Here is a 25,627-nt window from a genome sequence, read left to right on the forward strand (position 1 = left end):
GCATACAGCCGATTCTGTATGAAAAAGTGTATCACACCCTGACATGCCGGTCTAACACTTTGCTTTTCCCCTTCAAATATACTTGTTCATTTTTCGAAAGAAAGTGGATGAAAGCGAAGTATACTAAATGTTAGAAAGAGGAACGACCACATCACTGATATAATAAAACAAGAGGTGGATCAAATGATGATGACCGACGAACAAAAACACGAATTTTATCAAGCACTTGTTGATAAGAATCCACAATATGACGGCACGTTTTTTGCTGGTATTAAAACAACCGGCATCTTCTGCCATGCCACGTGCACTGCTAGAAAACCAAAATATGAGAACTGCGAGTTTTTCTTTACAGCAGAGGAGGCACTGCTTGCAGGGTATCGGCCGTGTAAGCGATGCACGCCTTTAACATATCCTAACAGCATTCCAGAAGAAGTCAAAACACTTGTATCAGCAGTTGAAGAGAGTCCTGAGAAACGGTGGAAAGAAGAAGATTTTCGCCAATTAGGGATTCACTCTGCAACAGCTCGGAGAAAATTTAAAGAAATCTATGGAATGACCTTTGTTCAATATGCTAGATCACGCCGAATGGGGTTAGCGTTTAAAGAGATTCTAAACGGAAAAAAAGTCATAGATCAGCAAGTCACCTTCGGTTACGAGTCTTCCAGTGCCTTCAATGATGCCTTTACGAAAATTATGGGAAATCCACCCAAAAAGGCGCAAGTCAATATTTTGCATGCGAATTTTATTTCCACTCCGATTGGGCGGATGATGAGCATTTCAGATGCAACCCATGTGTATTTGCTTGAATTTATGGACAGGCGAGGATTAGAAAGAGAAATTGAGAACATCAGAAAAAAACATCATGCCCGTATTTTAGTTGGAGAAACAAATGTCCATCAGCAATTAGCTAAGGAATTGGCCTTATATTTTGAAAAGAAACTCACGCAGTTTACTGTACCACTTGCTATACATGGCACCCCTTTTCAGAAAAAGGTATGGGATCTTCTCTTACAGATTCCACCAGGCGAAACGAGATCGTATCGAGATCTTGCCATCATGCTTGGCGATCCCCATTTGGTTCGGGCAGTTGGAAATGCAAATGGTGCCAATCAGTTGGCCATCATCATTCCTTGTCACCGAGTCATTCAAACAAGCGGTGAACTTGGCGGATATGGCGGGGGAATCGAACGAAAGAAATATTTACTTCAGTTAGAACAAAAGAAAAAGCGGCTCTCCTTATGATTCAAGCGAGCCGCTTTTTCCGTCACGAGTAACACTGTAAACATCAATCATTTGATCCCATTTTGAAATGGTTTTTTCTTTTTTCATCCCCATTTTCATTGCGACCTTGACTGACGCTTCATTGTCAGGGCGAATTAAGCTGACCATTCGCCTCACCTTCATATCGTCAAAACCATACGCAAGACAGCCTTTTGCAGCCTCAACAGCATATCCTTTTCCCCATGCCGATCTCTTTAGCATATAACCAATTTCAAGCTCTGTTTGTCCTTCGACATTTTGGAGAACAATTCCGCTTTGTCCAAGTGGTTCTTTCGTTTCTTTTTCTTCAATGATCCACAGGGATGTATGGTACGTGCGGTCATTCTTTTGATTCCAAGCAATCCACTCTTTTGTCTGCTTTTCATCCTTTAGTGAAGGATAGTACTTCATGACCTCTTCATCTTGGAACAGCTTTTCATATAAAAAAGGCGCATCGTCTTCATCCATTGTTCTCAGTCTGAGACGCTCTGTTTCGAGCACGATCCGTGTTTGATATGCCATTTTTTATCCTCCTTGCTTACTTGCTAAAAATATCTCCGAACAACCCATTTGAATCTGGGGCAAAGTAATGGAATCCCGCACCCGTTAAACTAGCAGCTAATGCGGTCCACATGATTAAACTGACCGTCATCCACACAGTGACTTGTTTTCTTTTCGTACCGAAGCTCATACACATAAAAGCCGCTAAATGACTGCCAATGATAAAAGGACCGATAAGTGCCAAACCAGGGAGACCATACCGTTCCCAAACCTTTCTGGCTTTCAGCTGTTTTTTCTCTCCTTTTTCATCATGTTTCTCCTCTTTTCTCTTCAGCCACCACGCTTTAAATCGGTCCACGAAGACGATGAGTAGCAAGACGGTAAGAAAGTTGCCGACGAATCCAATAACTGCCGTTGTCACAGGATGCAGACCACTTAAAATCCCCAGCGGAACGACACCAACCACTTCAAAGAAAGGTAAAGCAGCCAATATAAAAACGAGTACATACCCCCATACAATATCCAATCACAGAACCCCTTTTCATTTTTGTCCTCTTCTCATTGTAAAGAAAAATGTGATCCCATATCTACATTTTTTTAGAAAAAGAAAAGCACATCGCAAGAGATGTGCTACAGATTGTTGACAAAGGGCTAAAATGAACTTTATTTTAGCCCTTTGTCTTCTTTTCAGCGTGATAGAAAACCTTTGCAGCCCTAGGAAGGACGAGTACTGGCGCGGAGCGAATTTTACATTCGTGAGCACCAGCACGCAGGACTGCGGGCGAATGCGAGGGTTTGTCTACACGCTGAAGCACATCGCAAGAGATGTGCTCTATTTACATTAAATGTTCATTTTTCTTGTTTGTTTTCCGTAAAAAAGCGATTGTGAGCAAGACTAAAATCACAATGGATACCAGACTTGTGAAAAGAAGCATGAGAGGCGATGTCCACCCAAGCCATTCGAATAGGAGTTGCGGTCCAAAGAAGATCACCGGAATGAGCGACACCATATTCGCCTTTAATATGGCATTTAATAAGACAATACACAGCAGCAACAGAAGAATGACGCCCCATCTTTGGCTCGAGGTCAGCACAAGTAAAGGAGTACCAAGTTTTTGGTCCAATAATTTCACTGTGATCAAGGCTGTCATCTGAAAAACACCTAATATCCAAAAGTAAAAGAATGCCCTCCTGCTTGTTTGAAAGGCAGAAGCTCTAAACATCACAATGGTCATGATCACATTGGCCACTATGATGAGCGGATAACCAATGAGTGCATACCAAGAATACGATAAACTTTGACTGATGGCATCTGCTAACATCATGTAAAAAAGAGATCCAATTAAAAAAGCACTGACAAATGGAACCCAGTCTTTATGATTTCTAGAGAGCTCTTTCGCTAGCTCGTCAGCAAAGCCCCGTGGATCTCCGCCAAATACATCTTCCCCTGTTTTCCCATCTTTCTCAGCTTCGACAGCGTGTGTCGTTAATTCATCCATCACCTCGTCGATCTCGTCCTGATTTTTCCCTTTTGATATGAGATAGAGTTGCAGTTCTAATAAGATGTGTCTCGTTTCTTTTGTTACCATCTTCTCACTTCCCTTTATGTAATAATCGCTCTACATTCCCTGACAGCTCATTCCATCGCATGGTAAAATCCGTCAGCGCTTCTTCGCCTCTTTGTGTGAGCGTATAGTATTTCCTTTTCGGCCCGCTCGCCGATGCTTTTGTGGACGTATGAACTAGTTGTTCTTTTTGCATGCGCAGCAAGATCGGATAAATACTACCTTCACTAATTTGATCAAACCCATAGTGCGCAAGCTTCTTTGTCATTTCATATCCATAAATTTCACCTTCAGAAATAATCGACAGTAGGCATCCCTCTAAAATTCCTTTTAGCATTTGTGTTGATTGTGTCATCATCGATCCTCCGCTTTCAGTATCTTGCATGACAAGATAGTATGATCTTACCACACACTATCTTGCTATGCAAGATACTGACCTAGAAAAAAATCACCACATAAAGGGTGATTTTTACGCCCAAGGCTTATCCGTCCCAAGTGCGTCAGCCAAAGCTTTACTATGCTTTCGGCGGCTTTTTCTTTCCTCTGCCCGCTGCTTCGCTGTTTGGTGAAGCATGATTTCTTCCTCTGTTTCCGGCATGACTTGTGGAACTCGTTTTGGCTTCCCGTTTTCATCAAGCGAGACAAAGGTAAGAAATGAAGTTGCTGCGAGTCTACGCTCTCCAGACATCAAGTTTTCCTTAATGACTTTGACGAATACTTCCATAGAAGATGTGCCGACCCATGTCACATAAGATTCTAAGCAGACGGACTCTTTCTGTCCAATCGGCTCTAAAAAATCAACTGAATCCATTGATGCGGTGACTGTTTCACTACGGCTGTGTCTTGCTGCCGAGATGGAAGCAATGTCATCTATATAACTCATTAATTTCCCGCCAAATAACGTTTGGTGGTTATTCGTATCGAGGGGGAATACCCTGCTGGTTTTCACAACTTTTGATTCCTTGCAGTATTTGAAATTTTCTTCACTCATCGTCATAGCTCCTTCTTGCTGTTTTCGTTGATGCGGAACGACTTTTATTAAACACTATTCTATTAGGTTTGTCTAAACTTTTTGCTTTAGTCTCTCATGAGAGATTTTCTTTCGGAAATGTTTCAACATTTACTAGAAGGAGGAATAATATAACTATCGATAAACAAGGAGGCCCTTTGATGGATTCTATGAAATCAGAGAAAGTGTACAAAACGCCGCAATGTATGAGTGAATACGATGATTTACAAGAAGTCCTCTTATGCAGTCCAATTTATATGGAAATTAAACAGATCATCAATGAAACCCAAAAGTATTTTGCAAGAGAAAATATTTCTCAAATCAAAGCCCTCACGCAGCATAAGCAATTCATCCAAACGCTGAAAAACCATCATGTCCGGCCTGTCCTTCTTCCTGCAAATGAACGTTTCCCTGAACAAGTCTTCACTCGGGATATTGGATTTACAATTGGACAGACTTTATTTGTTTCAAACATGGCAGCCCCTGTCAGACAAGGAGAAGAACATTCCTTAAAAGAATGGGCACAGACAAAAGGATGGACAACCATCACGCTGGATGATGGAACGATTGAAGGCGGCGATGTGCTTATAGACCAAACCCGTGTATTTGTGGGGATCAGTAAAAGAACAAATCTAGCCGCCATCCAGCAGCTCAAAAAAGAACTGCCGAATCACGACATCATTCCTATTCATCTTCCTTCTCACATTTTGCATCTTGATTGTGTGATGAATATTCTTTCTTCTCATGAGATCTTGATTTACCCTGAAGCTTTTACGGAAAAGGATCTTCATATGCTCAAAAAGCATTATGATCTCATTGAAATAAGTGAGCAAGAGCAGTTCACACTTGGACCAAATGTTTTGTCCATTGGTCAGAAAAAAGTCATCAGCTTACCAATCAACCAAGAAACAAATGCTGCATTAACAGCACGCGGCTACACCGTCATTGAAGTGGATTTTTCAGAAATCATTAAATCCGGCGGCTCTTTTAGATGCTGTACATTACCTATTAGGCGTTCATAAAAGCCAAAAAGCCAGCTTGTTTACTCGCTGGCTTTTTAAACGCTTGTCTTCTTCCCTCTATCTATTTCCTATCATATAAATGACAGGCCACTTCATGTCCTTCTTCGACTGCTTGTAATACTGGCTTTTTGTCCGCACATACATCCATTGCAGCAGGACATCTTGTCCGAAATACGCAGCCGCTTGGCGGATTCACTGGACTTGGAATTTCTCCCTTTAAAATAAAGCGCTTGCGTTTATCTTCCACATCAGGATCTGGAATCGGGATAGCAGACAGCAATGCTTGTGTATATGGATGAAGCGGTGTTTTATATAAAGCATCACTGCTAGTCATTTCCACGAGATGTCCTAAGTACATGACACCGATTCGATCGCTAATATATTTGACCATCGATAAATCATGGGCAATAAATAAAAACGTCAATCCTTCTTCCTTTTGCAGTTTTTTCAGCAAATTCACGACCTGAGCTTGAACGGATACATCTAGTGCAGAAATCGGCTCGTCTGCCACAATAAACTTTGGCGATAAGGCTAGTGCTCTAGCAATCCCTATTCTTTGCCTCTGTCCTCCGCTGAATTCGTGAGGATAGCGTGTAGCAAAATCATGACTTAGCCCCACCGCTTCAAGCAGTTCCTTCACACGTGCGAGCCTTTTCTTTTGACTGCCATACAATTGGTGGATCTCCATCGGTTCCAGCATAATATCTTTTACAGAGAGCCTAGGATTTAAAGAAGAATACGGATCTTGAAACACCATTTGAATTTGTCTATTGAAATCAAATGATTCTCGGTTCGATAAGTGATGGAGACTTTTCCCTTCATACAAAGCTTCACCTTCTGTCGGGTCATAAAGCCGCATGAGCACTTTTCCAAGTGTAGATTTACCGCAGCCTGACTCACCAACAAGACCAAAGGTTTCGCCTTGTTTCAGCTGAAAGGTGACACCATCTAATGCTTTTAACGTTCTTCCTTTCGATAGATGAAAATGCTTTTTTAAGTTGTTGACTTGCAGAAGTGGTTCACTTCCCATCACATCTCCCCCTCTCAGCTTTCAAATACCGCCTTGTTCCTGCCCATTCCTGTTCATATGAAGTACCAGAAAGAGAAAGAAGTTCAATCTGTCTGCCCGTTTTAGGCGAGTGAAGCATCATGCCATCTCCAGCATACATCCCTACATGGCGAACTGCTCCCTTCCCATTGTCATTGGCAAAAAACATGAGATCACCTGGCGCCAAATGATTTGATGCGACTGGAGTTCCTTGAACTGCTTGGTCACTTGCGTCTCTCGGTAATAAACATCCACACGCTTTGTACATGCTGTAAACAAAACCCGAACAGTCGTAGCCATAGCTGCTCATGCCGCCCCACAAATACGACAGTCCAATAAATTGTTTTCCTATGGCTAAGGCATCCTTACCGCTCATAGAAGAAGGTGATGAAGCGCGGCGCACATCTTCTTTTTTGATTTCTCTTCTTCCTACTGGAGTCAGAACATCAAAGGAATCGCTCATTTCTTCAACAGGTGCTAGTTCTGTTAAAAAACTAACCTCCATATCCGGTGTTCCGTTTTGATATAAAACCGCTTTTTTCTGACAAACAATCAAGGGACTAGCAGGTGGTTCACTCTCTGATACTTCATTTAATTGCTCTACAGGGATATAACCTGGGTAGCCTTGCGGGTGTTTACGGCTTGCCTGCTGCGGGATGACAACTTTCATCCAGCCATCTGTTTCCTCCAGCCCAATGACTCGTTCGCCAAGCAGTACTTGGGTTTGAGTAAGGTTTTCTTCACATAAGGCCAATTTCTGTTCATATGTTTGCTGATCAATCCATTCTTTGATCTGGACGGAACTTTGAAGAACGTGTCGATCCATATCTCTCGGCGACTGCGGTGCTGTCCATATATTTGCGACTGGAACCTTTGATTCATATAACATCATAAGACCCCTTTCACTCCTTGAATGCCTAATCCATGATGCGGCGGAAAGAGAATATCTTTTCCTTGATAGACAATTCCTCCGTCTATTAAGTCCTCTTTGAGCATAAGCGGCGCATCAAAATCATAACGGGTAATATTCGGCTGGCTTGCAGCAAGATGAGCGGCTGCGGTAATCCCTAGTTTTGACTCGATCATACTGCCAACCATGCACTTGACGCCGTATGCTTCTGCTAAACTATTGATTTTCAGCGCTTTTTTGATACCGCCTGTTTTCATTAATTTTAAGTTGATGAGATCACAGCTTCTCGTTTCTAACACCTTGATGGCATCATGGAGGCTAAAAATACTTTCATCTGCCATAATCAATGTGTCTGTTGCTTCCGTCACCCGGCGCAGAGCCTCGATGTCTTCTTTAGGCACTGGCTGCTCGACTAGTTCAATATCGAGTGCCTCCATTTTTCGAATGGCCACAATCGCTTCCTTCCACGTCCAGCCTTGGTTGGCGTCAAGCCTGATTTGAATATCCGGCCCGACTTTTTCTCGAATCCGCTTGATCCGCTGAATATCCGTATCTATATCATCTTTTCCCACTTTGATCTTTAAGGTACGAAAACCTTCAGCTGCATATTGCTTCGCATCCTCTGCCATTTCTAGCGGACGGTTGACACTAACCGTGTAATCCGTTTCCAGCTGATCACGATAACCACCAAGATATTGATAAAGCGGCAGGCCAGCCTGCTTCGCTAAACCATCGTAAATCGCCATATCTATTGCAGCCTTTGCACTTGTGTTTCCTACAAGTACACGGTCGATCGCTGAAAAGATTTGTTCATATTGTGACAATGAGGCCCCAATCAAGATCGGCCTCATCACAGCGCAAATAGCATAGTCGATGCTTTCCAGTGTTTCACCTGTAATGACCGATGTCGGCACTGCCTCTCCATAGCTGACATCACCTTGATCATAGGTGATGATCACAATAAGAGATGCGGCATCATACACCGTTCTTAATGCTGTTTTGAAAGGCTTCTTTAGCGGTACACTCGTTCTGCATGTGCGAACATCTACGATTTTCATTTGATCGCCTCTTTCGCTGCAACACCTGGGGAAATATGCAGTTTTTTCCCTGTAGCATCTAATGTAGCCTGCACGCCGATTGGAATGGCGAAATTTGGAGATGAATGACCGATCCGAAAGCCGCCAAGTGCAGGTTTCTGTTGCGGGACAATATACTTCTCCCATAACTGATCGAGCGTTAAGGACTGCTCTTTCTTTTTCGGCTCACATTGATGAAAATCACCAATGATAAATCCCGCCGCATCATGTAATTTTCCTGCAGATGCTAAGTGCTGCATCATTCGATCGATTTTATATGGTTCTTCGTCAATATCTTCTATCAATAAAAGCTTCCCCTTTGTATCAATTTCAAAAGGTGTACCAAGTGTCGTGACGATAAGGGCAAGATTTCCTCCGGTGATTTCGCCTGAAGCCGTGCCATGATAAAAAGTGTGAAGAGGTGACAGGTGGTTCGTATACGAAAAGGCTTTCGGAGTGAATAGCTGTAAAAAGGTATCTTTTGTATACGGATGAACCTCCTCAAGTCCCACATCAGAGGAGAGCATTGGACCATGAAAGGTCACAAGACCCGTCTGCTGCTGAATCGCTGTATGTAAAAACGTAATATCACTGTATCCCCAAAAGATTTTTGGGTTCCGGCGAATGAGATCATAATCAATGGCTTCTGCAATTCTTCCTGTTCCGTATCCTCCGCAAGCACAAATCACTGCCTTCACGTCAGGATCTTGAAACATGTGATGAATATCTTCCACTCGTTCATGATCATGACCTGCTAAATAACCATACCGGGAGTCGATATACTTCCCCTTTTTCACCTTTAGCCCTAAGCTTTCTAAAAAAGAAATACCTCTTGCTAATTTCAGCTCATCAGGCGGGCTTGCTGGTGCAATGATTCCCACTGTATCTCCTGTTTGAAGTGCCACTGGCAGATGGTTCATGCCAATCCCCTCTTTCTCTTCGTTTCTTTCAATCTATGGGCATCTTCTTCATAACATGAACGAATAAAGGAACAGACGCTTTTTTCAAAGCGTCCCGTTCTCTCATTTTTTCATTTACTCTCCATCTACCTGTGCCCATTTCAAATCAATGTAACCAACAGGATGACGGACAATGCCCTTTACGCCTTCTTTTTGTAAATAGACTTGGTTATAAAAATGAATGGGAATGATCGGTGCTTCTTCCATCAGAAGTGCCTCGGCATCATGCAGCATACGATTTCTCTTTTGTTCATCTGCTTCTTGACTCGCCTTTTTGATCAGCTGATCATACGTATCATTTGACCAACCTGTCCGGTTCATCGCATTTCCTGTTTGGAAGCTCTCTAAGAAATTGATTGGGTCTGCATAGTCAGCTAGAAATGAACTTTGTGAGAATTGGAATTTGAGTGCCTTTTGATCTTCTGCAAACACATTTGCTTCCATGTTGGCAAGCTTCACGTCTATCCCTAGCGCTTCTTTTAATTGCTGCTGAATGGCTTCTGCTTTTTTCTTATTTTCAGGCTTTGTACTATATGTTAATGTGACGGGCGGCAGCTTTGAATAGTTCTCTTCTTTCAACCCTTTTTCTAATAGTTTTACGGCTTCACTCGTATCATGTTTGACAAGGTCGCCGCCAGCTTCTCTGAAATCTTCACCCTTTGAATCTAAAATTCCTGGTGAAACGAAGGCACGTGCTGGCTTCTCTTCATTTTTCGTCACATACTCTACAATATCTTGAGGATTGATCGCCATTTGAAAGGCTTTGCGAATGTTCTTATTTTGAAAAGGCTCCATGTTGACATTTAGACGATAAAAAAACAGCCCTGCTTGATCTTCAATTTGCACATCTTTGCTTTTTAACAGGTCTTCACTTTGTTCTGCCGGAACGAAGGCCGTATCTAAATCTCCTGATTGATACATTTGGTAATCTGTGTTTCGGTCACTGATCATGAGCCATTTCACTTGATCTAGCTTGACCGTTTGCTTGTCCCAATACGTGTCACTTTTTTCCATTGTAAAGCTTTCATCATGCTTCCACTCTGTCAGCTTAAACGGTCCATTGCCGACAAAGGTTTTCGCATCCTTGGCCCAGTTCGGGTCCTTTTCCGCTACCTTCTCATTCACTGGGAAAAAGGCAGGGTTTGCCGTCATATTTAAGAAAGATTTCTGCGGGTATGCTAGCTTGACCTCTAGCGTTTGATCATTAACAGCCTTGACTTTTACATCTTCTTTCTTCCCTTTTCCGCTGTTAAACGCTTCGCCCCCTTCAATCATATAAGCTAAGAATGCCGCAGAAGAGCCCGTCTTTGGATCTAGCAGCCGCTTCCACGCATATTCAAAGTCACTTGCTTTGACTGGGTCACCATTTGACCACTTAATCCCATCCCTTAAATGGAACGTGTACGTTTTTCCGTCCTTTGAAATGTCCCATTTTTCCGCCATGGCAGCAGATGGTTCGTGCTTCTCATTCAGTCTCGTTAATCCTTCCATTAAGTTATTGAGCCCTTGCCAGGACACATTATTAAAACCAATGGGCGGATCAAATGATGTCGGTTCGTTTTCGTTATTTAATGTCAAAACTTTCTCATCGCCCTTGCTTGAAGATCTTTTGCCTGCTTGCTCATTGGCTGTACATCCTGCAAGCAGCATCACTGCGATAAAGCAAATACTGAGAATCCAACCTGCTTTTCTCATGAAAAACTCCCCCTTTGTGTTGAAGATAAAACCGTTTGCTTCGCTCGTTCATCTTGAAGCCAGCAATGTACTGCATGTGTAGGTGAACGCTGCGTTTCATGCGGCATAATATGATCACACACTTTCATCGCAGACGGGCATCGATCGGTATATGGACAACCTTTTGGCGGAGCAAATAAATCAGGCGGGCTTCCTTCAATAGGAATGAGCTCATCTTTCATATCCAGCCTTGGAACGGATTGCAGTAGCCCTTTTGTATAGGGATGCTGCGGACTGTAAAAGATATCTCGCCTTGTCCCAACTTCAACGATTTTCCCCCCGTACATGACGGCCACTCGATCAGCGACTTGTGCTACGACCCCTAGGTCATGTGTGATTAAAATAATCGTCACGCCTGTTTTTTTCTGAATCTCTTTAAATAGTTCTAAAATCTGCGCCTGTATGGTGACATCTAGTGCAGTTGTCGGTTCATCTGCAATCAGCACCTTCGGCTCACAAATAAGAGCCATTGCAATCATGAGCCGCTGCCTCATGCCACCGCTGAATTGATGCGGATATTGCTTCAGCCTCTCTTTCGGCTGCGGTATCCCCACCAAGTCAAGCATACGAAGCGCCTCTTCTTTCACTTCTTTTTTTGTCAGCTTCTGATGCACTTTTGCAGCTTCCATCAGCTGATCTCCAATTGTTAGCGTCGGGTTGAGTGCCGTCATGGGATCTTGAAAAATCATGGAGATATCGACACCACGGATGCTGCGCATGTCTTTTTCAGATAATGACAGCAAGTTGCGATCACCAAACCAAATTTCCCCTTGATCGACTTGTGCACTGTATGCAGGGAGAAGCCGCATGATACTTTGAGACGTCACACTTTTCCCGCAGCCTGATTCTCCTACAATGGCGAGGGTTTCTTTTTCATACACATCCACATTCACCCCGCGTACCGCTTGAACAGAACCGCCATATGTCCGAAAGCTAACATGCAGATCGATAATCCGAAGCATTTTTTTCATCACGCCATCACCTCTTCATCTTCGGATCAAGCGCATCTTGCAAGCCATCACCTAAATTATTAAAGCAAAACATCGTCAGCGAAATAAAAAATGCCGGAAAGAATAAACGCCACCAGTGACCATTATCTGACAGCACTGTCGGCAAGGCATCATTGGCCATCACACCCCAGCTTGCAAACGGCGCTTGAATCCCTAAACCGAGAAAACTTAAGAATGCTTCAGCAAAGATCGCTGTCGGTACAGTTAGCGTCATCTGGACAATAATCGGTCCCATCGTATTCGGCAGTAAATTTCTGCGGATGATGCGCAAACTTTTTGCGCCAAAGGTTTTCGAGGCAAGGACATATTCTTGGCTTTTCAGCTGAAGGACTTGACCTCTCACGATTCTTGCCATCCCGATCCACCCTGTGACAGTGAGCGCCACAATAATAGTGACAAGCCCAGGCCCCATCAGGACCATCAATAAAATGACGACGAGTAAATACGGCAGACCGTAAAGCACCTCGACGATCCGCATCATGACATGGTCATACTTCCCGCCTTTATAGCCTGCAATACCGCCATAGATGACACCGATTGCAAAATCAATGAGAGCGGCCATCACGCCCACAAATAATGAAATGCGTGCGCCGTACCAAGTACGTGTAAACACATCACGTCCAAGTTCATCTGTTCCAAACCAGTGAGCAGCTGACGGTGGCAAGTTTTGCATGGAAAGCCGCTGTTCTGTCACACTATTCGGTGCAAGGAGTGGGCCTAATATAGCCATGACGAAAAGAAAAATCAGCACCGATAAACTAAACATAGCGAGTTTATTTTGTTTTAACCGTCGCCAAGTATCTGCCCAATACGAAAGTGAAGGTCTTTTAATGGCATGGACTTCAGATGTCTTTTGTTCTTTAGGCGCAAACCATTCATCTGGCACTTCATGCGCTTGATTCATTTGATCATGCTGAAGGTGTATGCTCATGCCTTTCCTCCTTTCTGATGCAGTTGGATCCTTGGATCAAGCAGACGATATGTCACATCTACAATGAAAAGAAGGGTAATTAAGATGATGCTGTAAAAAACAGTGGTTCCCATGATGACAGGATAGTCACGGTTATTAATACTCTCGACAAAGTATTTTCCCATTCCAGGGATCGCAAAGATTTTTTCAATCACAAAACTGCCTGTTAAAATACTTGCGACAAGTGTGCCGAGGATCGTGACGACAGGTAAAAGTGCATTCCGCAGGGCATGTTTAAACACAATTTTATAAGGGGAAAGTCCTTTTGCTTTTGCAGTTCGAATATAGTCCTGCGACAGCACTTCAATCATGCTCGATCTCGTTAATCGGGCAATGATCGCCATTGGACCTACCGCCAGTGCAATGGTAGGAAGCACCATATGCATTGGACTTGTCCACATCGCTGTAGGAAAGAGTTTTACATTCACAGCAAGCTGCTGAATTAATAAGGTAGCAAAGATAAAGTTTGGTATGGATATACCGAAAACAGCAATCGTCATGGCGATATAATCAATCAAGCCATTATGCCGGAGGGCAGCCATGATTCCGAGCAAGATGCCGGAGATGACAGCAATCAAAATAGAGATAAGACCAAGTTCTAATGAGACTGGAAAACCTCTCGCCAATAAATCATTGACACTTTCAGAAGGCTTTTTAATGGAAGGACCAAAATCAAAAGTAACGATGGATTTTAAATAGATCATATATTGAACATAGAGTGGTTCGTCTAAGTGATAGTAGCTTTCGAGGTTTCGCTGGACAGTTTCGTTTGTATTTCGTTCTTCATTGAAGGGCGATCCTGGGATGACCTTCATTAAAATAAACGTTAACGTCGTAATCGTTAAAATCGTGGCAATCATCGCAATCAAACGCTTGAGCAAAAAGCTGGCCATCTGCTGTCTCCCCCTCGCTTAACAAAATGTTGTACGTGCGGCAAGCTCTGTCATGACAAGCATCGCTTGGTAGGCTTCTAATATATTCTCCGCTTGGTACGTCACCGTTGTTGTCCCTTCAATGATGGCCGTACCCGGCATTAAATTCGCCCATTCAGCTTGTCCATAATTGGCAAACTCGATTTTCAGCACTGGCTGCTCAGGAGGCGTGAGCGGCTTCATTTGATGAATTTGTTTCATGGCAGCTTCCACTTGCTGAGAGATGAGGGTGCTCACTTTCGCTGGTGTTAAGCATTTCACAGCAGATCTTGAAATGGTTTCTTTCACCGCCACTGTTTTCACGCCAGGCATTAACTTTTCTGCTTCAAGTGCCGCTTGATCGTCTCCGCATACAAGAATGACCGGAACACCATAATAGCCTGCGACATACGCATTAAAGCCCATTTCACCAACTGGATGATCATCTATGTAAAAATGTCTGACACCAAAAATCATACTGTGAGACATCACACCTTTCATTGATGCCCTTGCATGATAGCCTAAAAAAACAGCGGCATCATACGTTTGATCTAATCCTTGGACCATTGAATAAGGCTTTACATCACCTGATATGAGAGATGCTTCCTCATGCAAATCTTCAATCAACAGATTATTCATTTTAGAATGGCTATCATTCACTAAAATATCGGTCGCCCCATGTGTAAGAAGAGCTTCTACACAGGCGTTCACTTCACCTGTCATGATTTTTCTCCCGCGCTCATAATTGTGCTGGCGGCTATCAACAAATGTATGATCAGCTAGACCAGTAATTCCCTCCATATCGACTGATAAATAGAGCTTCATCCCCATCCCCCTTTAATTAAACTTAAAATTTGTGTATATTTTTCTAAATTTTCTAAAAAATTATATGAGAACTTGATTGATTTTTCAATACAATGTCTGAAAATAAGGAAATTAGACTCAGGTAATACAGGTCAAAAGCATTGATGCGAAAGGATTTATTTGACAGAAAAAACACCACTAGCTATGTCTTTAGTGGTGTTTGTCTGCTTCATCGATTTGCGATTTTAGCTGCGCATATTTTTTCATCGTTTGTGTAAACAAGTCATCGAACATTTGAGGTGCCTGCTGCTGGATGACTGCAGCGCCTTCTCCTGTAATCCCGCCTTTTGTTGCGACCCTGTTCACCGTTTCAGCAAATGTCAGTCCGTGTTCAACAAGAACTTGTCCTGTACCGAGCAGCGCATATGTTAAAAATTCATAGGCTTCTTCTAAAGAAAGCTCACTATTCCGAACAGCTGCTCTCGCCATTTCTTCAAAGATTGCTGCAATAAAGCCCGGAGAAGAGCTTGTCAAATTACTCGCCGCATCAAACCGGTCCTCCTCCACTTCCCTGACGATACTAAAAGCTGAAAGCAGGCGGTGGAGTCGTTCTTGCGCCTCCTGCCCAGCGGTTTCACCATGCGCCACAAGGGATACACCCGTTCCTACGGCTGATGTCAAAGTGGGAATGTATCTAGACACCGGCTGATTCGTATGTTGCATTAATTTGTCTAACGTGACAGCCGCTGCCACTGATACGATATGAAGAGATGTCTTTGCGGGGCTCAGCTGATCTAAGACATCAAGTACAGCAAGCGGTGGTACACAAACAAACACGACATCACATGATGCAGAGATGTCATCTAAAGAGCAAATGTTGACATGCTGGTTCTTCTCTTTCAGCTGTTGCAGACGCTCCGTTTCACTTCTTGTATGGATCATAAACTGACTTGCATGAAGTACTCCTTTATCCAGCCATTTTTGTACCATCATATCTGCCATGCTTCCATATCCAATGATTCCAATAGTCTCCACAGTTTAATCTCCTCTATTTTGCTTAGATTCACTACTTATTTTAACAATTTCCCACAATGTTTTCATTTTTATCCCACACTTTTTTCTTACGATAAAGTCAGTATCCACCACATACGGTCAAACATCTTGAACACATACATGTAAAAATCGATGAAAGAGAGTGATCTTAATGACACAACACAAAGATGAAAAACACACTTCTTATGAATTACAAACCATTGAACAGCCGAAAAAAACACAGAAGAAGCCAAGTGGCTGGCTGAAGCCATTTGTCAGCGGGATTGTAGGCGGTACGTTAGCGTTAGGTGTTTACGTTCTAACTCCATATGCTCAGCATTCAGAAAATCATTCAACTGATTCGTCAACGAAAACAGCCGCTGTATCAACAAATGATACAAGTACAAATTCGTCAAAAACAACAGCGTCACAAACATCCAATTCGACCAGCAGTATTTCCAATATGGTCGAAAACGTATCGCCAGCCATCGTCGGCATTACAAACTATCAAACACAAAGTCAAACAACCTCAGATTTTGGTGATATGAACACTCCTTTTGATGGATCACAGCAAAATCAAAACAGTAGCAGTCAAGAGCAAGAAAGCGGTACCGGATCAGGGGTTATTTTCAAAAAATCTGGCAGTAAAGCCTATGTATTAACAAACAACCATGTGATTGAAGGAGCAAATAAATTAACAGTCTCCTTGCATAATGGCAAGACGGTGGAAGGAAAAGTAGTCGGCTCTGATCCGCTAACTGATCTTGCTGTCGTGGAAATTAGCAGCAGCATCGTTACAAAAGTCGCTGAACTTGGAGACTCCTCATCCCTTCGTGCGGGAGAAACCGTCATTGCAATCGGAAATCCGCTTGGTGAAGATTTATCAAGAACAGTGACACAAGGAATTGTCAGCGGTGTCGATCGAACAGTGTCTATGGATACATCAGCTGGCGAAAGCAGTATTAATGTCATTCAAACAGATGCCGCCATTAACCCCGGCAACAGCGGCGGGCCGCTGTTAACAACAGACGGAAAGGTTGTGGGGATCACCAGTATGAAAATTTCTGAAACAGGTGTGGAAGGTATCGGGTTTGCGCTCCCAATCAATGATGTCAAACCAATTGCAGATCAGCTTCTCACAAAAGGAAAAATCGAACGACCTTATATCGGTATCAGCATGCTGGATCTCGAACAAGTACCAGATGCTTATCAGAAGGAAACGCTTGGACTGACAAGCAGTCAGCTCGATAAAGGCGTGTACGTAAAAGAAATCGCTGCTGGCTCACCTGCTGCCAAAGCTGGATTAAAGACAGAGGATGTCATCACCGCCATCAATGGCAAAAAAGTGACAACCGGCAGTGAATTACGCCACGAGCTTTACACGAATGCAAAAGTAGGAGATACCATCAGCATCACACTCGTTCGTAATGGAACAGAAGAAACAAAACAAGTGACATTAACACAATCTGAATCAAAGCAAGTCAGCTCTTAACGAAAAAAGCAGCTCAATTTTTAAGAGCTGCTTTTTTCATGTTCACTTGATTGGGACCAATCTTTGTTCAATTTCTGCTCGTTTGTGCTCTAAAAATGGTGGAAGTGCTAATTGATCACCAAGTTCATCCACGCTTTCATCCACTGTAAATCCCGGACCGTCTGTTGAGATTTCAAACAAAATGCCGTTTGGCTCTCTAAAATATAGGGCTTTGAAATAAAAACGTTCTACAACACCAGAGTTGGTGAAACCGGCTTTGGCTATTTTATCATGCCATTTTTCAAGCTCTTCTGCGTCCGCTACACGAAAGGCTACGTGATGAACACTCCCTCTGCCAGATCGCTCAGCAGGTCCTTCTGCTTTTTCAATGACATGAATCTCTGTTCCAGCTCCGCCTTGTCCTGATTCAAAAATCGTTACGATTTCCCCATCATTTGATTGTTCTCGTGCTTTTTCTGTGAAACCAAGAATGCTCGTTAACACACTGATCGTTTTATCTGCTTCTGCGACTGTTAATTCTACTGGTCCCAAACCTCTGATCGCAAAATCAGCAGGAATCTCATCATGCACTGGCGGCTTCGCTCCATCTTGCACGCTTGGTTCTACAGTCAAAAACAGCTGCTGTCCTTCTGGATCTGTAAATTTCAAGGCAGGTCTGCCGCCTCTTAAAGAAGCTGTTTCTTTCTTTACACCTTTTTCTTCAAAGCGCTTTTCCCAAAAAGTGAGTGCCTCTTCTGAAGTGACAATCAGACCTGTGCGTGAGATCGCATTTGTTCCGTCCAGCCGGCGGGCGAGCATCGGTATTTCAAAAAACGTCAGCTCTGTACCAGGTGAGGCGACCTCATCTCCATAAAATAGATGATACATCGATGGATCATCTTGATTGACTGTTTTTTTCACCAGTTTTAAGCCAAGGATTTGGCGGTAGAAATCAACGTTTTTCTGAGCATTTGCTGTTAGTGCTGATACGTGGTGAATCCCATTTATTTTCATTGTGTTCACTCCTATTATAAAATATCTCGAATTCAAGATAATATCCTTATGAATAAAATAGGTCATTTTAGAAGAAAAGTCAACCATTCGGCTGCATCTTTATTGGATGTTCGGTTTTCGCCCGTTAAATTAACATTACATCAAATATATTCTTATATTGTTCGCTTTTAAGATAACATTCATCCTAATATCTCCAATAAACGAACACTTTTAAATACAAATACGAAAATCAGAAAATTTTTTTAATTCTTGTTTTCCTAAAATCGTATTACAATGAACAAAATACATGTCACAGTAACGTACGAAAGTGATGCAGGAGGTCGTGTGTAATGAACAAAGAACAACCAGCGTTAAAACAAGACATCGGCTTATTTTTTGCCCTATCTCTTGTCATCGGAACAATTATTGGATCTGGCGTTTTTATGAAGCCTGGCAACGTCCTTTCTTATTCAGGAAGCTCAGGCATCGCCTTATTCGCATGGCTGTTAGGCGGGATCTTAACCCTTGCAGGCGGACTCACAGTCGCTGAAATTGGTACACAAATCCCGCGTACTGGCGGTTTATATGCCTATCTTGAAGAAGTATACGGTGAATTTTGGGGCTACTTATGTGGCTGGGTGCAAATTATTATTTACGGACCAGCGATTATTGGTGCTCTTGGTCTTTATTTTGGTTCATTATTAGCTAATTTATTTTCTCTTTCATCTATATGGGCTACAACCATTGGCATTATCACCGTTCTTTTTTTATGTGTGATCAACATCATGGGAACGAAATACGGTGGTTTTGTCCAAGGACTGACCACGATCGGAAAGCTTGTTCCAATTGCAGCAATTATTGTGTTTGGCTTATGGAAAGGAAATGAACATATTTTCACAGCCGTCAATGAGAGTATCGCTCAGATGAACTTCGGTGCAGCAATTTTGGCAACATTATTCGCCTATGATGGCTGGATTTTGCTTGCAGCGCTTGGCGGTGAAATGAAAAATCCAGAGAAACTGCTTCCTCGCGCGATGGCAGGCGGTATTTTAATTGTCACAGCATGTTATCTCTTTATTAACATCGCCCTTTTGCATGTGTTACCAGCTGATCAAATCGTTCAACTAGGTGAAAATGCCACAAGCACAGCTGCTACAATGCTCTTTGGTCCCATTGGCGGTAAAATTATTAGTATCGGAATCATCATTAGTATCTTTGGCTGTTTGAATGGAAAGGTTCTTTCGTTCCCGCGTGTCATTTTTGCAATGGCAGAACGAAAACAAATTCCGTTTGCCAAAGCCATTTCACGCATTCATCCTACTTTTCAAACACCTTGGATCGCTGTATTTGTACAGATTTTGATTGCCATTGTGTTTATGATCGTCAGTAATCCTGAGAAGCTGTCAGAGGTTTCGATTTTCATGATTTACATCTTTTATGTGATGGCCTTTTTCGCTGTCTTTAAGCTAAGAAAACAAAACAAGGGAATGAAGCGCGCTTATAGCGTACCACTTTACCCGCTCACACCGATCATTGCGATTATCGGCTCTTTCTTTGTCTTAATCAGCACCATGATCACCGATTGGCAAAGCTGCCTGATCTCCATGCTGATCGGCATTGCTGGACTGCCGATTTATTACTACATGAAAAAAACACAAAATAAAGCAGAGCGCTAAGACAGCCTCTGCTTTATTTTTTATATTGCTTAATGACCTTATAAGATTCGTTTAAATATCTCATCAGCCGGTATGGCTTACTTAAAACCCGGATGGGGAGTCTTGAAATAAATCCATTCAGATTCGCCTTATACTCCTGCGTCATCCGCTTCGGCTTTGTGGCAATTTTTTCATATACTTCTTTGTAAAATTCCTTCATGATGTCGACTTGCACACTGATCTTCTGATGACACTCTGTACACTCAACGCTTTTCATCTGATCATTCACATAAACGATGCTGTGGAGGGTCTCTTCTTGGCACCGAGTACAGTGTAGGTTTGCTTCCATTTCGGTTTTCTTCAAGATACACAGCCCCTTTCTCGTTTGATGTTGCTCTTTTTATACAATACGATAGCTGTCAGCTGTTTATTGGACAGATGCTTCCTTTAAAATAGCTGCCGCAGTCAATTCATCGGTGACGAGCACCTGAATAAAGCCGCCGTTTAAGGCCCCTAAAATACTTTCAGCCTTATGGGTTCCTTCTACAACTGCGATGACTTTTTTCACGCTCTTTAATTGTTCTAACGATAATCCAATCACCTTTTGGTTCAGCTCATCTTGGACTGGTTTCCCTTCCCCGTCAAAGAAACGAAAACCAATATCACCAACAGCTCCTGATTGCCTTAAACCAGACAAATCCTCTTCTTTTAAATAACCGACTGTTTTCAATGTAGAGCCTTTATGCGGATTCCCAATACCGATCAGGGCAATATCAACATTTCTGCCTTCTTCAAGCACAGCTTCTATGTCCTGCATCGCCATCAGCCGCTCTTTTAATTCTTCTGTTTCTAAAATCGCAGGTGCATATAAATAGGAACACGTACCATTCATCTTCTTTGCCAGCTCATATGCCAGCTGATTCGCGTGAATGTCGACTGCCTGCCTGCCCATTCCGCCCTCTAAAGGAATGACTTTGACATCGTTTCTTCGCTCAAATGGATATTCCTTCACGAGCTCGGCAAGTGTGGTTCCCCATGAAATACCGATTTTCTCAGCGCCTTTCATGTTTTTAGAAAGATAATAGGCGCCCGCTTGACCGACTGCCCGTTTGACCATCTCAGACATTGTCCCGACACTTGGGACAACGACAGCATCCGTTAATTGAAAAGTCGTTTCCAGCTGCTTTTCAAGTTCCACTGTATGAATACTTTCGTCTTTAATGTACACTTCAACGATTCCTACATCTTTTGCTTTTTGTAAGAGCTTTGAAATGACTGGTCTTGAGACATTGAGCTTTTTTGCAATCTCTTGCTGCGTCCACCCGTCTGTATAATAAAGATGAGCAACCTTGACGAGCTGTCGTCTTTCTTCCCAATTCAGCATGTGACATCATCCTTTTAATATACTATGATTACCAGTATACCAAACATTCGTTTCTAATTGGAACAATTGTTATGAAAATGACAAAAAGAGCGATCAACTCTCCGCTCTTTTTCCCTCGCTATATTTAGGCTGATACGTTCTCCCGCCGTCTAATAACAGTATCTGTCCGTGCAAATAGCTTCCCTCATCACTTGCGAGAAATAAAGTGACTCCAGCAATATCTTCCGGTTTTCCTAATCTCCCGATAGGAATAAGTGATCGAAGCTGACTTTTCTCAAGCTCAGTCGGATAGAGCGTATCAAGCATCTGAGATTCAATGACGCGTGGTGCAATGACATTGATGCGGACATGATGGGAACCCAATTCCTTTACAAGCGAACGCATGAGACCAAATGCCCCGGCTTTTGACGCGTAATACTGGATGCCGCCGCCAGAGCCTGTTATCGCAGATCCTGATCCAATAATGACGACGCTACCTTCTTTCCGCTCACATAGATAGGGTGCTAATGCTTTGATGCAGTAGAAAAGACCATATAGATTCACAGCCAGTGTCTTTTTCCAAAGTGAAAAATCAACATCTAAAAAAGGAAGGGATTTCGTCATTCCTGCTGAATAGACAAAATGCCCAATGCCACCCAGCTCCCTTTCAGCTGCAGACGTCATCTGCTGAACACTTTCCCACGATGAAACGTCAGCTTGGAACGTCAGCAGCTGAGGATGCTGTTGTTTTAAAAGCGAAAGTCCCTGTTCATCTATATCTGACACAGCTACACGATGCCCTTCTTTTAAAAAACGCTGAGCAATTTCTTTGCCGATCCCTTGGGCGCCACCTACGATGAGAACTGGTTTTTGTTGATTAGCCAGCGCTCTCACCCCCATCAAGCATAATCGCTGCTCCATCTGTAAATGCGCCGTACGATGTACTTAAGAAAACCGTCATATGAGCCACCGTCTCCTTGATTTGCTCTTTGTCAGGAAGCAAATGGAGAGGCGGCGGAAGTAGTGCCAATACCCGGATGCCTTTGTCTTTAAATTCGCGCGCTAATCCTTTTGTCATGGCATTCAACATACTATTTGATGTAGCATGTGAGATCCCGCCATCACCTGTTATGCTGCCTGATGAGGAAATATTAATGATGCAGCCCTTCTTCTGATCCACCATATGCCACACTGCGGCTTGACTGGAAAGAAAGACTGTATTTACGGACCTTTCCACTTCATCGACCCATATCTCAGGACTTACGTCATCAATCTCCCCATCTGCTGTTTGCTCGGCTTGATTGACTAAAATATCAAGTTTGCCGCATGTATCGATGACTTGTCTTAGCATCAGCGTGGCATCACGCGGTGTCTCAAGCGGATTGATGACAACAGTCGATTGGCCGCCTAATTTTTCAATGTCTTCGCTTATCGACTTTGCTTTTGATTCATCACGAAAAGCGTGTATGAAAACATGTGCACCTGCCCGGGCCAAAGCCAGGCAGATGGCTTCTCCAAATCCATCTGTGCTATCTGTCACAAGTGCCACTTTCTGATGAAGCTGGACGTGCACACGGATCTCCTCCCTATCCCTTGTTTGGCATTTATTTTCTCAGCTTACTCACAATATCAAGAGCTGCTTCATAAAAGCCTTCTGAGATGGTTGGATGCGGGTGAATCATTTTGGCCATCTCTTCAGCTGTTCCTTCTAAATACATAAATGAGGAAGCCTCTGATATCATCTCCGTTACGTGCGGACCAACCATTGTAGCACCAATGACTTCACCATATACGGTATCGTACACGAGTTTAATAAAACCTGTTTGAACACCTGCTGCCAACGCTTTTCCGCTTGCAGCTAAATCAAATCGCTCTGCCCGCACGTTCAGCCCTTTGGCTTTCGCCTCTTTCTCAGTCAGTCCAACACTCGCTACCTCTGGCAATGTATAAATACATCTAGGAACGATGTCGTGATTCATTCTTTCAGGCTCGCCGCATATATTGCTAACTGCAACGGCTGCCTCTGCCATCGCCGCATGAGCGAGCTGATAGCCGCCGGCTACATCGCCAATTGCATATACACCTTCAGCACTTGTCTTCATCTCGTCGTTTACTTTAATAAAAGGGCCATCCAGCTGAAGATCCAGCTGACTGACAGCAGATACATTTGGTCTTCTTCCGACACAAACTAACAGTCTTTCAGCCGTAAAGATGTGCGTCTCTCCTTTATCGTCTGTCGCATGAATCGCTTTGACTCCTTCGCTTTCTGTTACTTCTGTCACCGTCGTTTTCTTTGCGATATGGATGCCTTTTTTCTTCAATTCTTTTTCTAGTAATTTCGACGCTTCTTCATCTTCCTGCGGAATAATCGACGGAGCGGCTTCTATAATGGTGACTTTTGATTGGAGACTCTGGAAGATGCATGCCAGCTCAAGACCAATTACACCCCCGCCAATAATGACGACAGATGCAGGAATATCTGGGATGTCAAAGATCGTATCACTTGTGTCAAATTGAATCTCTTTGAGCCCTGGAATAGGCGGAATAGCAGGTGATGAGCCAGTGGCAATGATCAGCTCTTTTGTTTCAATCGTTTCTGACCCATCTTGTTTTTCAATGTCAATGCGATTTTTTGTCACAGCTGTTCCTCTGCCGTTATATACATCAATCTTTCCTTGCTTTAATAAAAAGGCGATTCCACCCCTGAGTTTTTCGATGACATCATCTTTACGTTTTCTCATTTTATCGAAGGAAAGAACCATCTCACCTGTTTCGATTCCCCAGCTTTTTGCTTTCTCAATGGATTCAATGACTTCTGCATGTTTGAGCAGTGTCTTTGAAGGGATACAGCCTCGATTTAAACAAGTCCCCCCTAGAAAATCCTCTTCAATCAATGCAACCTTGTGTCCACGTTCAGCGGCTTGAAGGGCGGCAGTGTACCCGCCAGGCCCTCCGCCAATGACTGTCAGATCATACGTTTTTGTCATCCGATTCATCTCCTACATTAGCAATTCAAATGGTTGTTCAAGCACTTTTTTAAGGTCTGTTAAAAAGGCTGCTGCTGGTGCACCATCTACCACTCGATGATCAAATGATAAACTGACGCCCATCATTGGCCGCACCTGAATTTCTCCATCGATCACTACAGGTTTTTCTTGAATGCGTCCAACGCCTAAAATCGCCACTTCCGGCTGATTAATAATTGGGGTAAACGTGTCAATGGCATACATCCCTAAGTTACTAATGGTAAAAGTAGACCCCTTCAACTGGTCTGGCAGCAGTTTTTGATCGCGTGCATTTCGACCAATTTCTTTTGCTTCTTTTGTGAGCTGTTTCAGCCCTTTTTGATTTGCATGAGAGATGACCGGAACCATTAAGCCGTCTTTCACAGCAACCGCAAGACCAATGTGCACATCCTCATGGAAATGGAGCTCATTTTGTTCAAACGTCATATTGATTTGCGGATGGCGCGTGAGGACACTGCTGACCGCATGGATGATGATTTCTGTAAACGACAATCTGTAGCCTGTCTCTTTTTCTATCGCTGGGAGCAGCTGTTTGCGCACTTCTTTTGCTTTTGTCATATCAATTTCACTTGTTAATGTGACGTGCGGCGCTGTAAAGGCACTTTGTGACATGCGATCTGCGATCACTTTTCTCATCCCGGCTAGTTTTTGTGTTCTCACTGGAGCAGCCTCTGCCTTTAGTGCGCCTGCTGCTGTCACATCACTCTTCATGATTTTGCCGTGAGCGCCAGAACCAGCAACATTCGCTAAGTCGATTCCTTCACGAGCAGCCACTTTTCCTGCAAGTGGTGATACGCGCTGGCCTTCCTCGTTCGTATGAAGGGCCGCTTCGACATCCCGTTTTTGAATTCTGCCTTTTGGTCCTGTACCAGATACTTCGTGAATGGCAACTTGGTGATCTTTTGCCGTTTTTCTCGCTGCAGGTGTTGCGCGTACTTTCTCACTCACCGTTGGTTCAACGTCAGTCGAAACAGATGATTCAGATGGTGATGACGTTCCGCTGTCTTCAGAAGATGCTTCATCTGACTGCGCTGGCGGCTCGCTCGGTACCTGCTCATTTGCCTCTCCGATATATCCAATGACAGCATTGACTGGAATCTGATCATCTGCTTCGTAATATTTCTTTAGAAAAACGCCATCATCATAGGCTTCAACCTCGATATTGATTTTGTCTGTCATAATTTCAAATAGAGGCTCACCGATTTCAACCGAATCTCCTTCTTCTTTAAACCATTGAAGCAAGGTACCGATCTCCATCGTACTGCTTAGCTTCGGCATAAATATCTCTTTTGGCATGATCTTCTCCCC

26 protein-coding genes are annotated in these 25,627 nt (G+C 43.2%); 4 read left to right on the forward strand and 22 right to left on the reverse strand.

What is annotated here, in order from left to right:
• The first annotated feature begins 183 nt into the window (after positions 1–183).
• On the forward strand, positions 184–1,242 hold the full coding sequence (locus tag FXF70_RS10180; protein WP_065460239.1) for a bifunctional transcriptional activator/DNA repair enzyme AdaA: 1,059 nt from the start codon (positions 184–186) through the stop codon (positions 1,240–1,242).
• On the opposite strand, the gene FXF70_RS10185 is transcribed toward FXF70_RS10180, so the two are convergent.
• From FXF70_RS10185 to FXF70_RS10210, 5 genes are all read right to left on the reverse strand, one after another.
• Complete coding sequence (locus FXF70_RS10185) at positions 1,237–1,782, reverse strand: GNAT family N-acetyltransferase (RefSeq protein ID WP_148780196.1); 546 nt, start codon at positions 1,780–1,782, stop codon at positions 1,237–1,239. The genes FXF70_RS10180 and FXF70_RS10185 overlap by 6 nt on opposite strands.
• A 16-nt stretch (positions 1,783–1,798) precedes the next feature.
• The gene (locus tag FXF70_RS10190; protein WP_007498817.1) at positions 1,799–2,287 is read right to left on the reverse strand and encodes a small multi-drug export protein; all 489 of its coding nucleotides are present in this window, start codon (positions 2,285–2,287) and stop codon (positions 1,799–1,801) included.
• Between the two features lie 310 nt (positions 2,288–2,597).
• Positions 2,598–3,350: an HAAS domain-containing protein gene (locus FXF70_RS10200; protein ID WP_017359130.1), complete on the reverse strand. Its 753-nt coding sequence runs from the start codon at positions 3,348–3,350 to the stop codon at positions 2,598–2,600.
• A 4-nt stretch (positions 3,351–3,354) separates the two neighbouring features.
• Entirely contained in the window at positions 3,355–3,681 is a 327-nt protein-coding gene (locus tag FXF70_RS10205) for a PadR family transcriptional regulator (protein ID WP_017367090.1), read from the reverse strand.
• Positions 3,682–3,795: 114 nt separating this feature from the next.
• Positions 3,796–4,317 carry an acyl-CoA thioesterase gene (locus tag FXF70_RS10210; RefSeq protein WP_008346212.1) on the reverse strand — a complete coding sequence of 174 codons (522 nt, stop codon included), beginning with the start codon at positions 4,315–4,317 and terminating at the stop codon, positions 3,796–3,798.
• 179 nt (positions 4,318–4,496) lie between these two features.
• Between FXF70_RS10210 and FXF70_RS10215 the strand changes: the two genes are divergently transcribed.
• On the forward strand, positions 4,497–5,357 hold the full coding sequence (locus FXF70_RS10215; RefSeq protein WP_148780197.1) for a dimethylarginine dimethylaminohydrolase family protein: 861 nt from the start codon (positions 4,497–4,499) through the stop codon (positions 5,355–5,357).
• A gap of 61 nt (positions 5,358–5,418) precedes the next feature.
• On the opposite strand, the gene FXF70_RS10220 is transcribed toward FXF70_RS10215, so the two are convergent.
• The 10 genes from FXF70_RS10220 to proG form a co-directional block, all read right to left on the reverse strand.
• Entirely contained in the window at positions 5,419–6,387 is a 969-nt protein-coding gene (locus FXF70_RS10220) for an ABC transporter ATP-binding protein (protein ID WP_017367088.1), read from the reverse strand.
• The gene (locus FXF70_RS10225) at positions 6,377–7,294 is read right to left on the reverse strand and encodes a C40 family peptidase (protein ID WP_148780198.1); all 918 of its coding nucleotides are present in this window, start codon (positions 7,292–7,294) and stop codon (positions 6,377–6,379) included. Before FXF70_RS10225 ends, FXF70_RS10220 begins: the two co-directional genes overlap by 11 nt.
• The gene (locus FXF70_RS10230) at positions 7,294–8,373 is read right to left on the reverse strand and encodes a dipeptide epimerase (protein ID WP_025207218.1); all 1,080 of its coding nucleotides are present in this window, start codon (positions 8,371–8,373) and stop codon (positions 7,294–7,296) included. The genes FXF70_RS10225 and FXF70_RS10230 overlap by 1 nt, the downstream gene beginning before the upstream one ends.
• Positions 8,370–9,311, reverse strand: a complete 942-nt coding sequence (locus FXF70_RS10235; protein WP_148780199.1) for a S66 peptidase family protein — start codon at positions 9,309–9,311, stop codon at positions 8,370–8,372. Before FXF70_RS10235 ends, FXF70_RS10230 begins: the two co-directional genes overlap by 4 nt.
• Positions 9,312–9,425: 114 nt before the next feature.
• Positions 9,426–11,045 (reverse strand): peptide ABC transporter substrate-binding protein, encoded by a 1,620-nt coding sequence (locus FXF70_RS10240; protein ID WP_148780200.1) that lies wholly within the window; start codon positions 11,043–11,045, stop codon positions 9,426–9,428.
• A complete protein-coding gene (locus FXF70_RS10245; protein ID WP_148780201.1) occupies positions 11,042–12,055 on the reverse strand; it encodes an ABC transporter ATP-binding protein in 1,014 nt (337 codons plus the stop codon). Before FXF70_RS10245 ends, FXF70_RS10240 begins: the two co-directional genes overlap by 4 nt.
• Before the next feature lie 7 nt (positions 12,056–12,062).
• Positions 12,063–13,025 carry an ABC transporter permease gene (locus FXF70_RS10250; RefSeq protein ID WP_148780202.1) on the reverse strand — a complete coding sequence of 321 codons (963 nt, stop codon included), beginning with the start codon at positions 13,023–13,025 and terminating at the stop codon, positions 12,063–12,065.
• Complete coding sequence (locus FXF70_RS10255; protein ID WP_008346233.1) at positions 13,022–13,957, reverse strand: ABC transporter permease; 936 nt, start codon at positions 13,955–13,957, stop codon at positions 13,022–13,024. Before FXF70_RS10255 ends, FXF70_RS10250 begins: the two co-directional genes overlap by 4 nt.
• 18 nt (positions 13,958–13,975) lie before the next feature.
• The gene (locus tag FXF70_RS10260) at positions 13,976–14,800 is read right to left on the reverse strand and encodes a M55 family metallopeptidase (RefSeq protein ID WP_113747293.1); all 825 of its coding nucleotides are present in this window, start codon (positions 14,798–14,800) and stop codon (positions 13,976–13,978) included.
• A 189-nt stretch (positions 14,801–14,989) separates the two neighbouring features.
• Entirely contained in the window at positions 14,990–15,814 is an 825-nt protein-coding gene (gene proG / locus FXF70_RS10265) for a pyrroline-5-carboxylate reductase ProG (protein ID WP_061418776.1), read from the reverse strand.
• Between the two features lie 169 nt (positions 15,815–15,983).
• Between proG and FXF70_RS10270 the strand changes: the two genes are divergently transcribed.
• Positions 15,984–17,303 carry a S1C family serine protease gene (locus FXF70_RS10270; RefSeq protein WP_148780203.1) on the forward strand — a complete coding sequence of 440 codons (1,320 nt, stop codon included), beginning with the start codon at positions 15,984–15,986 and terminating at the stop codon, positions 17,301–17,303.
• 42 nt (positions 17,304–17,345) lie between these two features.
• Here FXF70_RS10270 and FXF70_RS10275 read toward each other — a convergent pair whose 3' ends face one another.
• On the reverse strand, positions 17,346–18,296 hold the full coding sequence (locus FXF70_RS10275) for a ring-cleaving dioxygenase (protein WP_025207212.1): 951 nt from the start codon (positions 18,294–18,296) through the stop codon (positions 17,346–17,348).
• 329 nt (positions 18,297–18,625) lie between these two features.
• On the opposite strand from FXF70_RS10275, the gene FXF70_RS10280 reads away from it, so the two are divergent.
• Complete coding sequence (locus FXF70_RS10280) at positions 18,626–19,951, forward strand: APC family permease (protein WP_019743458.1); 1,326 nt, start codon at positions 18,626–18,628, stop codon at positions 19,949–19,951.
• Positions 19,952–19,964: 13 nt separating this feature from the next.
• On the opposite strand, the gene FXF70_RS10285 is transcribed toward FXF70_RS10280, so the two are convergent.
• From FXF70_RS10285 to FXF70_RS10310, 6 genes are all read right to left on the reverse strand, one after another.
• Positions 19,965–20,294: a hypothetical protein gene (locus FXF70_RS10285; RefSeq protein ID WP_008358910.1), complete on the reverse strand. Its 330-nt coding sequence runs from the start codon at positions 20,292–20,294 to the stop codon at positions 19,965–19,967.
• 63 nt (positions 20,295–20,357) lie between these two features.
• On the reverse strand, positions 20,358–21,314 hold the full coding sequence (locus tag FXF70_RS10290) for a sugar-binding transcriptional regulator (RefSeq protein WP_007498849.1): 957 nt from the start codon (positions 21,312–21,314) through the stop codon (positions 20,358–20,360).
• Between the two features lie 93 nt (positions 21,315–21,407).
• Positions 21,408–22,193, reverse strand: a complete 786-nt coding sequence (locus FXF70_RS10295) for an SDR family NAD(P)-dependent oxidoreductase (protein WP_148780314.1) — start codon at positions 22,191–22,193, stop codon at positions 21,408–21,410.
• Positions 22,171–22,866, reverse strand: coding sequence for an SDR family NAD(P)-dependent oxidoreductase (locus tag FXF70_RS10300; RefSeq protein WP_017367080.1), 696 nt, complete (start codon positions 22,864–22,866; stop codon positions 22,171–22,173). Before FXF70_RS10300 ends, FXF70_RS10295 begins: the two co-directional genes overlap by 23 nt.
• 31 nt (positions 22,867–22,897) lie before the next feature.
• Complete coding sequence (gene lpdA, locus FXF70_RS10305; RefSeq protein ID WP_008346251.1) at positions 22,898–24,280, reverse strand: dihydrolipoyl dehydrogenase; 1,383 nt, start codon at positions 24,278–24,280, stop codon at positions 22,898–22,900.
• A 12-nt stretch (positions 24,281–24,292) separates the two neighbouring features.
• On the reverse strand, positions 24,293–25,615 hold the full coding sequence (locus FXF70_RS10310; protein WP_148780204.1) for a dihydrolipoamide acetyltransferase family protein: 1,323 nt from the start codon (positions 25,613–25,615) through the stop codon (positions 24,293–24,295).
• Positions 25,616–25,627: the final 12 nt, after the last annotated feature.

Source organism: Bacillus sp. Y3, from assembly GCF_008123875.1.
Lineage (GTDB): Bacteria > Bacillota > Bacilli > Bacillales > Bacillaceae > Bacillus > Bacillus altitudinis.

Bases quoted from the DNA above. Each gene is read 5' to 3' on its own strand.
- FXF70_RS10180 (WP_065460239.1), top strand. From the start codon at position 184: ATGATGATGACCGACGAACAAAAACACGAATTTTATCAAGCACTTGTT.
- FXF70_RS10185 (WP_148780196.1), bottom strand. From the start codon at position 1,782: ATGGCATATCAAACACGGATCGTGCTCGAAACAGAGCGTCTCAGACTG.
- FXF70_RS10200 (WP_017359130.1), bottom strand. From the start codon at position 3,350: ATGGTAACAAAAGAAACGAGACACATCTTATTAGAACTGCAACTCTAT.
- FXF70_RS10205 (WP_017367090.1), bottom strand. From the start codon at position 3,681: ATGACACAATCAACACAAATGCTAAAAGGAATTTTAGAGGGATGCCTA.
- FXF70_RS10210 (WP_008346212.1), bottom strand. From the start codon at position 4,317: ATGAGTGAAGAAAATTTCAAATACTGCAAGGAATCAAAAGTTGTGAAA.
- FXF70_RS10215 (WP_148780197.1), top strand. From the start codon at position 4,497: ATGGATTCTATGAAATCAGAGAAAGTGTACAAAACGCCGCAATGTATG.
- FXF70_RS10220 (WP_017367088.1), bottom strand. From the start codon at position 6,387: ATGGGAAGTGAACCACTTCTGCAAGTCAACAACTTAAAAAAGCATTTT.
- FXF70_RS10225 (WP_148780198.1), bottom strand. From the start codon at position 7,294: ATGTTATATGAATCAAAGGTTCCAGTCGCAAATATATGGACAGCACCG.
- FXF70_RS10230 (WP_025207218.1), bottom strand. From the start codon at position 8,373: ATGAAAATCGTAGATGTTCGCACATGCAGAACGAGTGTACCGCTAAAG.
- FXF70_RS10235 (WP_148780199.1), bottom strand. From the start codon at position 9,311: ATGAACCATCTGCCAGTGGCACTTCAAACAGGAGATACAGTGGGAATC.
- FXF70_RS10240 (WP_148780200.1), bottom strand. From the start codon at position 11,045: ATGAGAAAAGCAGGTTGGATTCTCAGTATTTGCTTTATCGCAGTGATG.
- FXF70_RS10245 (WP_148780201.1), bottom strand. From the start codon at position 12,055: ATGAAAAAAATGCTTCGGATTATCGATCTGCATGTTAGCTTTCGGACA.
- FXF70_RS10250 (WP_148780202.1), bottom strand. From the start codon at position 13,025: ATGAGCATACACCTTCAGCATGATCAAATGAATCAAGCGCATGAAGTG.
- FXF70_RS10255 (WP_008346233.1), bottom strand. From the start codon at position 13,957: ATGGCCAGCTTTTTGCTCAAGCGTTTGATTGCGATGATTGCCACGATT.
- FXF70_RS10260 (WP_113747293.1), bottom strand. From the start codon at position 14,800: ATGAAGCTCTATTTATCAGTCGATATGGAGGGAATTACTGGTCTAGCT.
- FXF70_RS10270 (WP_148780203.1), top strand. From the start codon at position 15,984: ATGACACAACACAAAGATGAAAAACACACTTCTTATGAATTACAAACC.
- FXF70_RS10275 (WP_025207212.1), bottom strand. From the start codon at position 18,296: ATGAAAATAAATGGGATTCACCACGTATCAGCACTAACAGCAAATGCT.
- FXF70_RS10280 (WP_019743458.1), top strand. From the start codon at position 18,626: ATGAACAAAGAACAACCAGCGTTAAAACAAGACATCGGCTTATTTTTT.
- FXF70_RS10290 (WP_007498849.1), bottom strand. From the start codon at position 21,314: ATGCTGAATTGGGAAGAAAGACGACAGCTCGTCAAGGTTGCTCATCTT.
- FXF70_RS10295 (WP_148780314.1), bottom strand. From the start codon at position 22,193: ATGGGGGTGAGAGCGCTGGCTAATCAACAAAAACCAGTTCTCATCGTA.
- lpdA (WP_008346251.1), bottom strand. From the start codon at position 24,280: ATGACAAAAACGTATGATCTGACAGTCATTGGCGGAGGGCCTGGCGGG.
- FXF70_RS10310 (WP_148780204.1), bottom strand. From the start codon at position 25,615: ATGCCAAAAGAGATATTTATGCCGAAGCTAAGCAGTACGATGGAGATC.